The sequence below is a fragment of the Halospina denitrificans genome, assembly GCF_004364635.1.
In the GTDB taxonomy this organism is placed as follows: Bacteria; Pseudomonadota; Gammaproteobacteria; order Pseudomonadales; family Oleiphilaceae; genus Halospina; species Halospina denitrificans.
In genome coordinates this window covers 26,998-38,666 of the sequence record NZ_SOAX01000008.1, presented here as the reverse complement: position 1 = coordinate 38,666, position 11,669 = coordinate 26,998, and the positions used below count along the sequence as shown (strand labels likewise).

24 protein-coding genes are annotated in these 11,669 nt (G+C 55.6%); all 24 read right to left on the bottom strand.

Translation table 11 applies throughout. From position 1 onward, the window contains the following. Positions 1–35 precede the first annotated feature (35 nt). On the bottom strand, positions 36–437 hold the full coding sequence (gene rplQ / locus DES49_RS14455) for a 50S ribosomal protein L17 (RefSeq protein WP_133737146.1): 402 nt from the start codon (positions 435–437) through the stop codon (positions 36–38). 37 nt (positions 438–474) lie between these two features. Continuing rightward, a complete protein-coding gene (locus DES49_RS14450) occupies positions 475–1,479 on the bottom strand; it encodes a DNA-directed RNA polymerase subunit alpha (RefSeq protein WP_133737145.1) in 1,005 nt (334 codons plus the stop codon). 23 nt (positions 1,480–1,502) lie between these two features. After that, positions 1,503–2,123 carry a 30S ribosomal protein S4 gene (gene rpsD, locus DES49_RS14445; protein ID WP_133737144.1) on the bottom strand — a complete coding sequence of 207 codons (621 nt, stop codon included), beginning with the start codon at positions 2,121–2,123 and terminating at the stop codon, positions 1,503–1,505. An 18-nt stretch (positions 2,124–2,141) separates the two neighbouring features. Continuing rightward, positions 2,142–2,531, bottom strand: coding sequence for a 30S ribosomal protein S11 (rpsK, locus tag DES49_RS14440; protein ID WP_133737143.1), 390 nt, complete (start codon positions 2,529–2,531; stop codon positions 2,142–2,144). A 13-nt stretch (positions 2,532–2,544) separates the two neighbouring features. After that, complete coding sequence (gene rpsM / locus DES49_RS14435) at positions 2,545–2,901, bottom strand: 30S ribosomal protein S13 (protein WP_133737142.1); 357 nt, start codon at positions 2,899–2,901, stop codon at positions 2,545–2,547. Between the two features lie 109 nt (positions 2,902–3,010). Next, positions 3,011–3,124, bottom strand: coding sequence for a 50S ribosomal protein L36 (gene rpmJ / locus DES49_RS14430; protein WP_133737141.1), 114 nt, complete (start codon positions 3,122–3,124; stop codon positions 3,011–3,013). A 17-nt stretch (positions 3,125–3,141) separates the two neighbouring features. Next, positions 3,142–4,470 (bottom strand): preprotein translocase subunit SecY, encoded by a 1,329-nt coding sequence (secY, locus tag DES49_RS14425; protein WP_133737140.1) that lies wholly within the window; start codon positions 4,468–4,470, stop codon positions 3,142–3,144. Continuing rightward, positions 4,471–4,905, bottom strand: a complete 435-nt coding sequence (gene rplO, locus DES49_RS14420; protein ID WP_133737139.1) for a 50S ribosomal protein L15 — start codon at positions 4,903–4,905, stop codon at positions 4,471–4,473. A 1-nt stretch (position 4,906) separates the two neighbouring features. Further along, positions 4,907–5,092, bottom strand: coding sequence for a 50S ribosomal protein L30 (gene rpmD, locus DES49_RS14415; protein ID WP_133737138.1), 186 nt, complete (start codon positions 5,090–5,092; stop codon positions 4,907–4,909). Positions 5,093–5,096: 4 nt separating this feature from the next. Then, positions 5,097–5,597 (bottom strand): 30S ribosomal protein S5, encoded by a 501-nt coding sequence (rpsE, locus tag DES49_RS14410; RefSeq protein WP_133737137.1) that lies wholly within the window; start codon positions 5,595–5,597, stop codon positions 5,097–5,099. A 12-nt stretch (positions 5,598–5,609) separates the two neighbouring features. After that, the gene (gene rplR / locus DES49_RS14405; protein WP_133737136.1) at positions 5,610–5,960 is read right to left on the bottom strand and encodes a 50S ribosomal protein L18; all 351 of its coding nucleotides are present in this window, start codon (positions 5,958–5,960) and stop codon (positions 5,610–5,612) included. A 9-nt stretch (positions 5,961–5,969) separates the two neighbouring features. After that, the gene (gene rplF / locus DES49_RS14400) at positions 5,970–6,506 is read right to left on the bottom strand and encodes a 50S ribosomal protein L6 (RefSeq protein WP_133737135.1); all 537 of its coding nucleotides are present in this window, start codon (positions 6,504–6,506) and stop codon (positions 5,970–5,972) included. Positions 6,507–6,514: 8 nt separating this feature from the next. After that, positions 6,515–6,907 carry a 30S ribosomal protein S8 gene (rpsH, locus tag DES49_RS14395; protein WP_133737134.1) on the bottom strand — a complete coding sequence of 131 codons (393 nt, stop codon included), beginning with the start codon at positions 6,905–6,907 and terminating at the stop codon, positions 6,515–6,517. Positions 6,908–6,973: 66 nt separating this feature from the next. Continuing rightward, complete coding sequence (rpsN, locus tag DES49_RS14390) at positions 6,974–7,279, bottom strand: 30S ribosomal protein S14 (RefSeq protein ID WP_133737133.1); 306 nt, start codon at positions 7,277–7,279, stop codon at positions 6,974–6,976. Positions 7,280–7,291: 12 nt separating this feature from the next. Continuing rightward, positions 7,292–7,831: a 50S ribosomal protein L5 gene (rplE, locus tag DES49_RS14385; protein WP_133737132.1), complete on the bottom strand. Its 540-nt coding sequence runs from the start codon at positions 7,829–7,831 to the stop codon at positions 7,292–7,294. A gap of 15 nt (positions 7,832–7,846) precedes the next feature. Then, a complete protein-coding gene (rplX, locus tag DES49_RS14380; RefSeq protein WP_133737131.1) occupies positions 7,847–8,167 on the bottom strand; it encodes a 50S ribosomal protein L24 in 321 nt (106 codons plus the stop codon). Positions 8,168–8,179: 12 nt separating this feature from the next. Further along, entirely contained in the window at positions 8,180–8,548 is a 369-nt protein-coding gene (rplN, locus tag DES49_RS14375; protein ID WP_133737130.1) for a 50S ribosomal protein L14, read from the bottom strand. Positions 8,549–8,606: 58 nt separating this feature from the next. Further along, positions 8,607–8,873 (bottom strand): 30S ribosomal protein S17, encoded by a 267-nt coding sequence (rpsQ, locus tag DES49_RS14370; RefSeq protein ID WP_133737129.1) that lies wholly within the window; start codon positions 8,871–8,873, stop codon positions 8,607–8,609. Position 8,874: 1 nt separating this feature from the next. Continuing rightward, positions 8,875–9,066, bottom strand: a complete 192-nt coding sequence (rpmC, locus tag DES49_RS14365) for a 50S ribosomal protein L29 (protein WP_133737128.1) — start codon at positions 9,064–9,066, stop codon at positions 8,875–8,877. Continuing rightward, entirely contained in the window at positions 9,066–9,479 is a 414-nt protein-coding gene (gene rplP, locus DES49_RS14360; protein WP_133737127.1) for a 50S ribosomal protein L16, read from the bottom strand. Before rplP ends, rpmC begins: the two co-directional genes overlap by 1 nt. Positions 9,480–9,491: 12 nt before the next feature. Then, entirely contained in the window at positions 9,492–10,175 is a 684-nt protein-coding gene (gene rpsC / locus DES49_RS14355; protein WP_133737126.1) for a 30S ribosomal protein S3, read from the bottom strand. 10 nt (positions 10,176–10,185) lie between these two features. After that, on the bottom strand, positions 10,186–10,518 hold the full coding sequence (gene rplV, locus DES49_RS14350; RefSeq protein ID WP_133737125.1) for a 50S ribosomal protein L22: 333 nt from the start codon (positions 10,516–10,518) through the stop codon (positions 10,186–10,188). Positions 10,519–10,536: 18 nt separating this feature from the next. Then, positions 10,537–10,815, bottom strand: coding sequence for a 30S ribosomal protein S19 (rpsS, locus tag DES49_RS14345; protein ID WP_133737124.1), 279 nt, complete (start codon positions 10,813–10,815; stop codon positions 10,537–10,539). Positions 10,816–10,833: 18 nt separating this feature from the next. After that, positions 10,834–11,664 carry a 50S ribosomal protein L2 gene (gene rplB / locus DES49_RS14340; protein ID WP_133737123.1) on the bottom strand — a complete coding sequence of 277 codons (831 nt, stop codon included), beginning with the start codon at positions 11,662–11,664 and terminating at the stop codon, positions 10,834–10,836. Positions 11,665–11,669 lie beyond the last annotated feature (5 nt).

Sequence of the window (11,669 nt, the reverse complement as noted above, 5' to 3'; positions counted from 1 at the left end):
ATGGATCCGGCTTTTAGAATACGACGTTAGACCTTTCAGTCCTCGTCGTCATCCTCATCGTCTTCAACGTACTCAACCACGGGGCGTCCAATGACTTCAACATACGCCATGGGCGCATTGTCTCCGGCACGGAGACCACACTTCAGAACGCGAAGATAGCCACCGGGACGCTCCTGAAAGCGCGGACCAAGTTCGTTGAACAGCTTCGTTACAGCCTCGTCGCTGCGCAGCCGCGCAAAGGCCTGACGACGGTTCGCTACCGAATCCTGCTTGGCCAGAGTGATCAGCGGCTCAGCCACACGACGCAACTCTTTTGCCTTTGGCAGGGTCGTCTTGATGAGTTCATGCTCCACCAGCGAGGCCGTCATGTTCCGATACATGGCTTTGCGGTGCGAGCTGTTACGATTAAATTTACGACCACTCTTACGATGACGCATTGCTCTAATTCCTTAACCAAGACTAGCGACTGAGCGCTCAACCACCGAGAACCCGATCATCGCCACGCAGACTTGCCGGTGGCCAGTTTTCAAGCCGCATACCAAGCGAGAGCCCCCGCGATGCGAGCACATCCTTGATCTCGGTAAGCGACTTTTTCCCCAGGTTCGGGGTCTTGAGAAGTTCCACTTCGGTGCGCTGTATCAGATCGCCAATATAATAAATATTTTCGGCTTTCAGGCAGTTTGCGGAACGAACCGTCAGTTCCAGATCGTCCACCGGGCGGAGAAGAATCGGATCCACCTCTTCCTCTTCGACAGACTCTTCCGGCTCTTTTTCCTGATCCAGATCGACAAAAACCGCAAGCTGCTGCTGGAGAATCGTCGCTGCGCGGCGAATGGCATCCTCAGGATTGATCGTGCCATTCGTCTCCAGGTCGATGATCAATTTATCCAGATCCGTACGCTGCTCAACCCGCGCGCTCTCAACCATGTAGGACACTCTACGAATCGGGCTGTAGGTCGCGTCCACCTGGAGCCGACCGATTGACCGGCTCTCATCATCGTCCTGTGCCCGCTGATCCGCAGGCTCATAGCCACGCCCAGCACTGATTGTGAGCCGCATATTCAGCTCACCACCCTCGGAGATGTGACAGATCACCAGATCCGGATTAACAATCTCGACATCGTGGTCGAGCTGAATATCCGCTGCCGTGACAGGCCCTGCTTCTTTCTTCGAAAGCGACAGCTCCACCTGGTCCCTACCGTTCAGTTTAACGGCAAGCGCCTTAAGGTTGAGCAGGATCTCGATCACATCTTCCTGCACGCCTTCGATTGCGCTGTACTCGTGCAGGACACCGTCAATCTGCGCTTCCGTGACGGCACAACCGGGCATGGAAGAAAGAAGAATACGGCGAAGCGCGTTACCCAGTGTGTGACCGAAACCGCGCTCGAGCGGCTCCAGAATCACCTTGGCATGGGTCTTCGACTGCTCCTGCACATCAATGCTGCGCGGAGTCAGAAAATCGTTCGCTGAACGCTGCATTAGACGCCCCTATTCGTTGTGCGTTACTTGGAGTAGAGCTCGACGATCAAGCTTTCATTAATGTCCGCGGACAGGTCAGTCCGGTCCGGACGTGCCTTCAGCGTGCCCGTCAGCTTGCTCGTATCAACATCTACCCACTCAACAGCCGCCCGGCTTGAAGACAGCTCCAGCGCATTCTTGATCCGCAGCTGATTCTGTGCTTTCTCACGGACCTTGATCTCGTCTCCGGGCTGCACCTGATAGGAAGCGACGTTCACTGTACGCCCATTAACCTGCAGGGCCTTGTGGGAAACGAGTTGCCGCGCTTCCGCCCTTGTTGAGCCAAAGCCCATGCGGAAAGCAACGTTGTCCAACCGCCCTTCAAGAAGCTGCAGCAGGTTTTCACCTGTTGAACCCTTTTTCCGGGCTGCTTCTTTGTAATAGTTCCGGAACTGCTTCTCGAGCACTCCGTACATCCGACGCACTTTCTGCTTTTCCCGCAGCTGCGTTCCATATTCGGATACCCTTGTCCGGCGAGCACCGTGCTGGCCAGGTGCAGTATCCGCATTGCATTTGCTTTCGAGTGCTCTTACGCCGCTCTTCAGGAAAAGATCTGTCCCCTCGCGACGAGACAGTTTACACTTCGGACCAATGTAACGTGCCATATCCCACTGTCTCCTTAATTACACGCGACGCTTTTTCGGCGGACGACAGCCATTATGCGGGATGGGAGTCGCGTCTTCGATTTGCGTGATCTTGAAACCCACGCTGTTGAGTGCGCGAACCGCAGATTCCCGGCCGGGTCCAGGACCCTTGACCATTACGTCCAGGTTTTTCAATCCGTATTCAGCAGCCGCGTTACCGGCTCTTTCAGCTGCTACCTGCGCAGCAAAAGGTGTGCTCTTACGCGAACCACGGAACCCGGAACCGCCGGCAGTTGCCCATGACAGGACATTGCCCTGGCGATCCGACAGGGTCACGATGGTGTTGTTGAATGAAGCGTGAATATGCGCCACGCCATCAACAACCGACTTTTTCACCTTTTTACGGGTACGTGTACCTGGCTTTGCCATTTTTACCTACCTGTTATTTACGAATCGGTTTACGAGGGCCCTTACGGGTACGCGCATTGGTCTTCGTACGCTGGCCGCGCACCGGCAGGCCATGGCGATGACGAAGACCACGGTAGCACCCGAGGTCCCTCAACCGCTTGATGTTCATCTGTACTTCACGACGCAGGTCACCTTCCACGGACAGCTTTCCAACCTCGGAACGCAGGCCATCAACCTGCTCATCGGTCAGTTCTGAAACCCGGACATGCGGCTTGATGCCGCTGGCGTCGCAAAGCTCCTGAGCTGTCGTGGGACCCACACCAAAGATGTAAGTCAGCGATACAACAGCGTGTTTGTTATCGGGTATGTTGACACCGGCTATACGTGCCATTCATTTCACTCCGCGTTCAAAGCTTTGCAGTTTACTTTTCCGTCACAAAAAGGTGCCGAATGATAGCGCCTGAAACGGCAGATATCAACATCAGTCACCACGCCGGGCATTAACCCTGGCGCTGTTTGTGACGAGGCTCAGTGCAGATGACCCGGATCGAGCCATTGCGACGAATGATTTTGCAGTTTCGGCAGACTTTCTTGACCGATGCACGTACTTTCATTTCGCTCTCCAGTTCAATCAGCGGAACATGCCGCTACGACCATAGTTTTTGAGGTTGGATTTCTTCATCACCGACTCATACTGATGTGACATCAGATGGGACTGAACCTGCGACATGAAATCCATCACCACGACCACAACGATCAGCAGTGATGTCCCTCCCAGATAAAAGGGCATGCTGCCAAACACCACCAGGAACTGTGGCAGGATTGATACAGCAGCGATGTAAAGGGCACCAAAGATGGTCAGGCGTGTCAGAACGCCATCTATATATTTCGCCGTCTGTTCACCAGGACGGATTCCGGGGATAAAGGCTCCGGATTTCTTCAGGTTATCCGCCACTTCCTTGGGATTGTACATCAACGCCGTATAGAAGAAGCAGAAGAAGATCACCGCCATGGCAAACAGCAGAATATACAGGGGCTGGTTCGGCCCAAGAATCTGCGACAGATTACCAAGCCACTCCATGCCCTCACTCTGCCCGAACCACTGCCCCAGCGACGCGGGGAACAGCAGGATCGATGAGGCAAAAATTGCAGGAATAACCCCGGCCATATTCACTTTCAGCGGCAAATGGCTCTGCTGCTGCGCGTAGACCCGGCGGCCCTGCTGGCGCTTGGCGTAATTCACCGTGATCCGACGCTGACCGCGTTCCATGAACACAATGAAGGCAACGACGGCCACGGCCATAAGGCCAATGCCAAACACCAGCAGCAGACTCATTTCACCGCTTCTGGCCTGCTCGAGTGTCTGCCCAATGGCGCCAGGAAGCCCTGCCACGATACCCGCGAAAATCAACAGCGATATGCCGTTTCCGATACCGCGCTCAGTAATCTGTTCGCCCAGCCACATCAGGAAGACAGCGCCACAGACAAAGGACACCACCGCAACAAAATAGAAATCCAGACCGGCGGAGAAGGTTATCCCCTGGGACGCCAGCCCCACTGAGATGCCCATCCCCTGAACAAACGCCAGCCCAACAGTGCCGTATCGCGTGTACTGACTGATTTTGCGTCGACCGGACTCACCTTCCTTTTTCAGCTGCTCAAGCTGGGGACTCACCGCGGTCATCAACTGCATGATGATGGCAGCGGAGATGTAAGGCATGATCCCCAGCGCCAGAATACTCATGCGCTCAAGCGCACCCCCTGAGAACATATTGAACATCCCCAGTATCGTGCCCTGTTGCTGATCAAACATCGCAGCCAGTCGCTCCGGGTTGATCCCCGGAACGGGTATGTGCGCACCAATCCGGTAAACCAGAATGGCGATGACCACAAACTTGAGCCGGGAGTAGAGCTCGGAGAGCCCCTGTCCCTTGGCTGATGCCGGTGCCTGCTTAGCCATTTAGTCCTCGACTTTTCCGCCAGCTGCGGTAATTGCTTCCCGGGCGCCCTTGGTAACCTTGAGACCTCGAACCGTTACGGGACGATTAAGCTCCCCGGACAGGATCACCTTCGCCTCACGGATATCATCGCGAATCACGTCAGCCTTCTTGAGCGCATCAAGATCGGCAACGTCACCTTCAACCAGCGCCAGTTCCTGCAGCCGGATTTCACATTCCCAGCGCTGCTGGCGAGAGGTAAACCCGAACTTGGGCAGGCGCCCCTGCATCGGCTGCTGGCCACCCTCAAAACCAGGTGCAACACTGCCGCCGGAGCGCGACTTGAGGCCCTTATGACCTCGTCCGCCGGTCTTGCCAAGACCACTGCCAATACCACGTCCAACGCGCTTACGCGCTGCTTTGGACCCGTCTCCCGGGCGAAGTTCATTCAGTTGCATCTTACTGTTCCTCTACCCGTACCAGATAGTTAACACGGTTGATCATGCCGCGAACTGCCGGCGTATCTTCTACCTCAACCGTGTGATTCAGCCTGCGCAGGCCCAGCCCCCTCACGCAATCACGATGATTGCGCTTGGTGGCAATGGGGCTGCGGGTCAATGTGACCTTAATGGTTTTATTAGCCATGATCTCAATCCAGGATCTCTTCAACGGATTTACCACGCTTGGCCGCAATCTCATCCGGCGAACGCATTGCCTTCAGACCTTCGACAGTCGCCCTGACAACGTTCACGGGGTTGGTTGAGCCATAGCACTTCGCGAGTACGTTGTGCACACCCGCAACTTCCAGTACGGCACGCATCGCACCACCGGCGATGATTCCGGTACCTTCCGAGGCTGGCTGCATGAACACGCGGGACGCGCCATGGTTCGCCTTGACCGGGTACTGGAGTGTCGCCTCGTGAAGCGGCACCGTCACCATGTTCTTCCGGGCTGCTTCCATCGCCTTCTGGATGGCCACGGGAACTTCCCGAGCCTTGCCGCGGCCATAGCCAACACGACCATTACCATCGCCCACTACGGTCAATGCGGTAAAACCGAAAAGGCGGCCACCCTTAACAACCTTGGCCACCCGATTGACCTGCACCAGCTTTTCCTGGAGCTCGGACGCGTTCTGTTCATTAGCGCTCATGTTCTCCACCTCTTAGAATTGCAGGCCTGCTTCTCGCGCGGCATCTGCCAGCGCCTTGACGCGACCGTGATAACGGTAACCCGAGCGGTCAAATGCCACGTCCTCGATTCCCGCCTTTTTAGCACGCTCAGCGATGAGCTCACCCACCTGGCGTGCCGCTTCAACATTTCCGGTCGCACCCTGGCGCAATTCCTTGTCCAGCGTGGATGCTGCAGCCAGCACCTGACTGCCATCCGCGGTTGTCACCTGCGCGTACATATGACGCGGTGTGCGGTGGACGCAGAGGCGGCTGGAGCCACGTTCCCGGATCTTGATGCGCACTTTCCGTGCGCGACGCAATCTGGATTCTTTCTTCGCGCTCATCGTTCTGCCCTATTTCTTCTTGGCCTCTTTACGCCTTACCGCTTCATCCGCATAACGGACACCCTTACCCTTGTAAGGCTCAGGTGGGCGGAAAGCCCGAATATCTGCTGCAGCCTGGCCAACCCGCTGCTTATCAATGCCCTTCAGCACAAGCTCTGTTGGCTTCGGCGTTTCGGCCGTCACCCCTTCCGGGAGTTTGTACTCTACCGGATGGCTGAAGCCCAGCGTCAGATTGACGCTGTTTCCCTGCGCCTGAGCACGGTAGCCAACACCATTGATCTCCAGCTTACGCTCAAACCCGGAGCTGACACCCACCACCATATTATTCAGCAGTGCTCGGGTAGTCCCGGCCAGCGCCCGCGATTTCTTGGCGCTGTTGACCGGCGTAAACCGCAATTTGTTCTCGTCGTCCTGCGTTACTTCGACACTCGGGTGAATCGTGTGATGAAGAGTGCCCATGGCCCCTTTCACTTCAACGTCCTTGCCGTTGAATTTCACCTCGACACCGGATGGCAGCACGACAGGATTATTCGCAACCCTGGACATGACTCCTCCTAAAATACGGTGCAGATAATTTCGCCGCCGATACCGGCCTTGCGAGCCGCGCTTTCTGTCATTACGCCCTTGGACGTTGAGACAACCGCTACGCCCAGCCCACCAGCTACGCGAGGCAGATCGCCCTTGCCCCGATACTGCCGAAGGCCCGGGCGGCTCGCCCGCTGAATACTTTCGATAACCGGCTTGCCTTCGAAATAACGCAGGTTAATGGACAGTGTCGGTTTGGTTTCGCCGTCGACACTGAAATCCTGGATAAAGCCCTCGTCCTGAAGGACGCGAGCAACGGATTGCTTCATGTTGGATGACGGCATTGCCACGCTCGCTTTTTCTGCCATCTGGGCATTGCGAATGCGTGTGAACATGTCCGCCAACGGATCTTGCATGCTCATTCGTATGAGACTCCTGGTCGTTTCAGTTGTGCAGCAACAATTCTGTCGCTTACCAACGCGTGGCTGTTACCAGCTCGCTTTGGTCAGGCCGGGCACATCGCCACGCATTCCCGCTTCACGCAGCTTGATGCGTGACAGCTGGAATTTCCGCAGAACGCCGTGCGGCCGTCCGGTAATCTGACAACGATTCCGGAGGCGGACAGGGCTGGAATTCGCCGGCAGCTTCTGCAGCTGAACCTGCGCTTCCCAACGCTCCTCGTCACTGACGTTCACATCTTTGATGATCGCCTTGAGCCGGGCACGCTTTTCCGCGTACTTCGCAACCAGTTTCTCGCGGTTGCGCTCCCGCTCTTTCATGCCAATCTTCGCCATTGTGGTCTTACCTTACTTTTTGAATGGGAAACTGAACGCCGACAGCAATGCACGGCCTTCCTCATCGGTCTCAGCCGATGTCGTGATAGTGATATCAAGCCCACGGATCTTGTCGACCTTGTCGTACTCGATCTCGGGGAAGATGATCTGTTCACGAACGCCCATGCTGTAATTGCCACGCCCATCAAAGGACTTCGGGCTCAGGCCGCGAAAATCGCGAACCCTTGGGATGGCAATCTGTACCAGGCGATCAAAGAAATCCCACATACGCTCACCGCGCAGCGTGACTTTACAACCGATCGGGAAGCCTTCCCGGATCTTGAAGCCCGCTACTGATTTCCGCGCTACGGTAACCAGCGGTTTCTGCCCGGACAGCTTTTCAAGATCAGCCACTGCGTTGTCCAGCTGTTTCTTATCACCGACCGCTTCACCAACACCCATGTTCAGGGTGATTTTCTGGATCTTTGGCACCTGCATCGGATTCGCATACCCGAATTGCTGGTTGAGCGCAGGGATCACTTCCTGTTTATAAACGTCTTTCATGCTAGGCATCGTAACCACCGCCGCTTACTGGTTATCGACCACTTCTTCCGTGGACCGGTAAACCCGTACCTTGGTGCCGTCATTCTGCACCTGAAAACCGACTCGGTCAGCTTTCTGGTTCTGAGGGTTATAGATCGCCACGTTAGAAATATGAATCGGGGCTTCTTTTTCAATAATGCCACCCTGGGTTCCCATCATGGGATTCGGGCGGGTGTGTTTCTTCACCATATTGATGCCGGAAACAATCACCCGCTCGCCATCAACAATACGCAGCACTTTGCCGCGCTTGTTCTTGTCTTTACCCGTGGTGACGACTACTTCGTCGTTTCGTTTGATCTTGTTCATAACCGGCCTCTCCTACAAAACCTCGGGTGCCAGTGAAATGATCTTCATGAATTTCTCATTCCGAAGCTCACGAGTCACCGGACCGAATATCCGCGTACCGACCGGCGCATCCTGCGGATTCAGCAGCACGGCTGCGTTGCCATCGAACCGGATGAGTGAACCATCCTGCCGACGCACACCGCTCTTGGTCCGCACTACAACTGCCTTCAGCACCTGCCCTTTCTTTACACGACCCCTGGGGATAGCTTCCTTCACGGATACCTTAATGATATCCCCGACACGGGCATAGCGCCGATGTGAACCGCCCAGGACCTTGATACACATTACCCGACGGGCGCCACTATTATCCGCCACATCAAGTACCGTTTGCGTTTGAATCATGGTTAATCTCCAGCAGAAACCACTTTGTCTTTACGACAAGAGCCACCGTCCTGGCGCTTTACACCCGCAAAGCACGCTCTACAACATCAACCAGGGTCCACGCTTTCTTACGTGAAAGCGGGCGCGTCTCGGCAATTGTCACCAAATCGCCAACATTACACTGGTTTTCCTCATCATGTGCCTTGATGCGAGTCGACCGCTTAACATACTTACCGTAAAGCGGATGCTTTTCGCGGCGCTCAACCATCACGACGATGGTCTTCTGCATCTTGTCACTTACCACCTTGCCATTCAGGGTTCTGGCGGTATTCGTTGCTTCAGCCATCTCAGTCACCTGCCTTCTCTGTGATAACGGTTTTTACGCGCGCGATATCACGCCGGGTCTGACGCAGCAGGTGGGACTGATTGAGCTGGCCTGTCGCCTTGCGCATCCGCAGGTTGAACTGCTCCTTGAGCAGCCGCATCAGCTCCTGGTTCAGATCCTCTGCCGATTTTTCACGCATTTCTGTCGCTTTCATTACATCACCGTCCTGTTCACGAAGGTGGTCGGTACAGGCAGCTTGGCCGCAGCCAGAGTGAACGCGTCACGTGCCACGTCTTCCGCAACCCCTTCCATTTCGTAGAGCATCTTTCCTGGTGTCACCTCGGCGACCCAGTACTCAACAGAGCCCTTGCCCTTGCCCATACGAACCTCAAGCGGCTTTTCCGAAATCGGCTTGTCCGGGAAGACCCGGATCCAGATCTTGCCACCCCGCTTGATGCGACGTGTCATAGTACGGCGAGCCGCCTCGATCTGTCGGGCCGTGATCCGACCGCGCCCGGTGGCCTTCAGTCCGTATTCACCGAAACTGACCTTATTACCGGTATGCGCCATGCCGCGGTTACGGCCCTTTTGCATTTTCCGAAACTTGGTACGTTTTGGTTGCAGCATTTGAGACCCTCCTTACTTTTGAGCTTTCTTCTGTGCGGCTTCTTTCTCAGCCCGCACCTGCTCAAGTCCACCAAGGATTTCACCCTTGAATATCCACACCTTGACACCGATGATGCCGTAGGTGGTGTGGGCCTCGTAATGCGCATAGTCGATATCGGCACGAAGTGTATGCAGCGGCACACGACCCTCGCGGTACCATTCGGTCCGCGCGATCTCTGCCCCGCCCAGGCGACCACTCGCCTGGATCCGGATACCCTTCGCGCCCTGACGCATCGCGTTCTGAACCGCCCGCTTCAGCGCACGACGGAACATGACGCGACGCTCAAGCTGGTTCGCAACACTCTGCGCAGCAAGCTTTGCGTCAAGGTCCGGCTTGCGGATTTCCTCGATGTTCACGTGAACCGGAACACCCATCATCTCGCTCAGCTCGCGGCGAAGCTTATCAACATCCTCGCCTTTTTTCCCGATCACAATGCCGGGACGCGCTGTGTGGATGGTAATCCGCGCATTCTGCGCCGGACGCTCAATCACGATCCGGCTCACGGATGCTTTCTCCAGTCGGCGATGGAGAAATTCACGCACCTGGATGTCATTAAGCAGGTTCTTTGCGTATGTTTGCTTTTCCGCGTACCAAACTGAGTTGTGCTCTTTGACAACGCCAAGCCTGATACCCGTTGGATGTACTTTATGACCCATCTGGTATCTCCTACTGGTCCGAAACCTTGACGGTGATGTGGCACGTACGCTTCAGAATCCTATCCGCACGCCCCTTGGCACGCGCCTGGATCCGCTTCAGCGTCGGGCCCTCATCAACACAGATGGTCGCAAGCCGCAACTCATCCACATCCAGGCCCTCATTATGCTCAGCGTTGGCAATCGCAGACTCAAGCGTCTTGCGAATGATCCCGGCAGCCTTCTTCGGCGTGTACGCCAGGTCATTGAGCGCTTCCTCAACACTCTTGCCACGAACCATGTCTGCGACAAGACGCGCTTTCTGAGCTGAGAGTCGCGCGCCTTTCGTCTTAGCCGCTACTTCCATCGTTTTATCCCCTCAGACTTAGCGTTTCTTCGCTTTCTTGTCGGCAGCATGCCCGCGGAAAGTGCGTGTTGCTGCAAACTCGCCCAGTTTATGTCCTACCATTTCCTCGGTGATCATAACCGGCACATGTTGCCTGCCGTTATGAACCGCAATGGTAAGGCCAACCATCTCCGGAAAAACTGTCGAACGACGCGACCATGTTTTGATCGGTTTCCGACTACTGCTTTCCAGAGCTGTTTCAACCTTCTTCAACAGATGCAGGTCTATGAAAGGACCTTTCTTCAAAGAACGTGGCACAGCGTATTCCTCATAGCGTTATTTCTTGGCCGAACGACGACGTACGATCATCTTGTCAGTACGCTTGTTCTTACGAGTCTTATGCCCTTTGGTCGGAATCCCCCAGGGTGTAACCGGGTGACGTCCGCCAGAGGTGCGCCCTTCACCACCACCATGTGGGTGGTCAATTGGGTTCATAGCAACACCGCGCACTGTTGGCCTTTTGCCACGCCAACGTGTTGCACCCGCCTTGCCGACTTGTTTGAGGCTGTGCTCACTGTTGGAAACCTCTCCCAACGTGGCACGGCACTCAGTCAGCACTTTGCGCATCTCACCCGAACGCAGACGGACAGTGGCGTAATTGCCTTCACGAGCAACGAGTTGCACCGCTGCTCCGGCACTGCGCGCCATCTGAGCCCCCTTTCCGGGTTTGAGCTCCACACAATGCACCACCGAGCCCAGCGGAATATTCCGCAGAGGAAGGGTGCTGCCCGCCTTGATCGGCGCGTCAACGCCGGACTGGACTTTATCACCCTTCTTGAGCCCCTTGGGCGCAATAATGTAAACACGCTCACCATCGCTGTACTTGATCAGCGCTATGTGAGCGGAACGGTTCGGATCGTATTCCAGGCGTTCAACAGTGCCTGGAATGCCATCCTTGTTCCGTTTGAAATCAATATGGCGGTAATGGCGCTTGTGCCCACCGCCAATATGACGGGATGTGATATGGCCGTTGTTGTTACGACCGCCCGTCTTGCTCAGCTTGCTCACCAACGCTGGGTACGGTGCGCCCTTATGAAGGTCAGGATTACGGACCTTGATGAGGTGGCGACGCCCGGGAGACGTTGGCTTGGTTTTATCGATCGACATAGTTA

What these genes read in the sequence shown, in the direction of transcription:
- rplQ (WP_133737146.1), bottom strand. Translation starts at nt 437, where the DNA reads ATGCGTCATCGTAAGAGTGGTCGTAAATTTAATCGTAACAGCTCGCAC.
- DES49_RS14450 (WP_133737145.1), bottom strand. Translation starts at nt 1,479, where the DNA reads ATGCAGCGTTCAGCGAACGATTTTCTGACTCCGCGCAGCATTGATGTG.
- rpsD (WP_133737144.1), bottom strand. Translation starts at nt 2,123, where the DNA reads ATGGCACGTTACATTGGTCCGAAGTGTAAACTGTCTCGTCGCGAGGGG.
- rpsK (WP_133737143.1), bottom strand. Translation starts at nt 2,531, where the DNA reads ATGGCAAAGCCAGGTACACGTACCCGTAAAAAGGTGAAAAAGTCGGTT.
- rpsM (WP_133737142.1), bottom strand. Translation starts at nt 2,901, where the DNA reads ATGGCACGTATAGCCGGTGTCAACATACCCGATAACAAACACGCTGTT.
- rpmJ (WP_133737141.1), bottom strand. Translation starts at nt 3,124, where the DNA reads ATGAAAGTACGTGCATCGGTCAAGAAAGTCTGCCGAAACTGCAAAATC.
- secY (WP_133737140.1), bottom strand. Translation starts at nt 4,470, where the DNA reads ATGGCTAAGCAGGCACCGGCATCAGCCAAGGGACAGGGGCTCTCCGAG.
- rplO (WP_133737139.1), bottom strand. Translation starts at nt 4,905, where the DNA reads ATGCAACTGAATGAACTTCGCCCGGGAGACGGGTCCAAAGCAGCGCGT.
- rpmD (WP_133737138.1), bottom strand. Translation starts at nt 5,092, where the DNA reads ATGGCTAATAAAACCATTAAGGTCACATTGACCCGCAGCCCCATTGCC.
- rpsE (WP_133737137.1), bottom strand. Translation starts at nt 5,597, where the DNA reads ATGAGCGCTAATGAACAGAACGCGTCCGAGCTCCAGGAAAAGCTGGTG.
- rplR (WP_133737136.1), bottom strand. Translation starts at nt 5,960, where the DNA reads ATGAGCGCGAAGAAAGAATCCAGATTGCGTCGCGCACGGAAAGTGCGC.
- rplF (WP_133737135.1), bottom strand. Translation starts at nt 6,506, where the DNA reads ATGTCCAGGGTTGCGAATAATCCTGTCGTGCTGCCATCCGGTGTCGAG.
- rpsH (WP_133737134.1), bottom strand. Translation starts at nt 6,907, where the DNA reads ATGAGCATGCAAGATCCGTTGGCGGACATGTTCACACGCATTCGCAAT.
- rpsN (WP_133737133.1), bottom strand. Translation starts at nt 7,279, where the DNA reads ATGGCGAAGATTGGCATGAAAGAGCGGGAGCGCAACCGCGAGAAACTG.
- rplE (WP_133737132.1), bottom strand. Translation starts at nt 7,831, where the DNA reads ATGCCTAGCATGAAAGACGTTTATAAACAGGAAGTGATCCCTGCGCTC.
- rplX (WP_133737131.1), bottom strand. Translation starts at nt 8,167, where the DNA reads ATGAACAAGATCAAACGAAACGACGAAGTAGTCGTCACCACGGGTAAA.
- rplN (WP_133737130.1), bottom strand. Translation starts at nt 8,548, where the DNA reads ATGATTCAAACGCAAACGGTACTTGATGTGGCGGATAATAGTGGCGCC.
- rpsQ (WP_133737129.1), bottom strand. Translation starts at nt 8,873, where the DNA reads ATGGCTGAAGCAACGAATACCGCCAGAACCCTGAATGGCAAGGTGGTA.
- rpmC (WP_133737128.1), bottom strand. Translation starts at nt 9,066, where the DNA reads ATGAAAGCGACAGAAATGCGTGAAAAATCGGCAGAGGATCTGAACCAG.
- rplP (WP_133737127.1), bottom strand. Translation starts at nt 9,479, where the DNA reads ATGCTGCAACCAAAACGTACCAAGTTTCGGAAAATGCAAAAGGGCCGT.
- rpsC (WP_133737126.1), bottom strand. Translation starts at nt 10,175, where the DNA reads ATGGGTCATAAAGTACATCCAACGGGTATCAGGCTTGGCGTTGTCAAA.
- rplV (WP_133737125.1), bottom strand. Translation starts at nt 10,518, where the DNA reads ATGGAAGTAGCGGCTAAGACGAAAGGCGCGCGACTCTCAGCTCAGAAA.
- rplB (WP_133737123.1), bottom strand. Translation starts at nt 11,664, where the DNA reads ATGTCGATCGATAAAACCAAGCCAACGTCTCCCGGGCGTCGCCACCTC.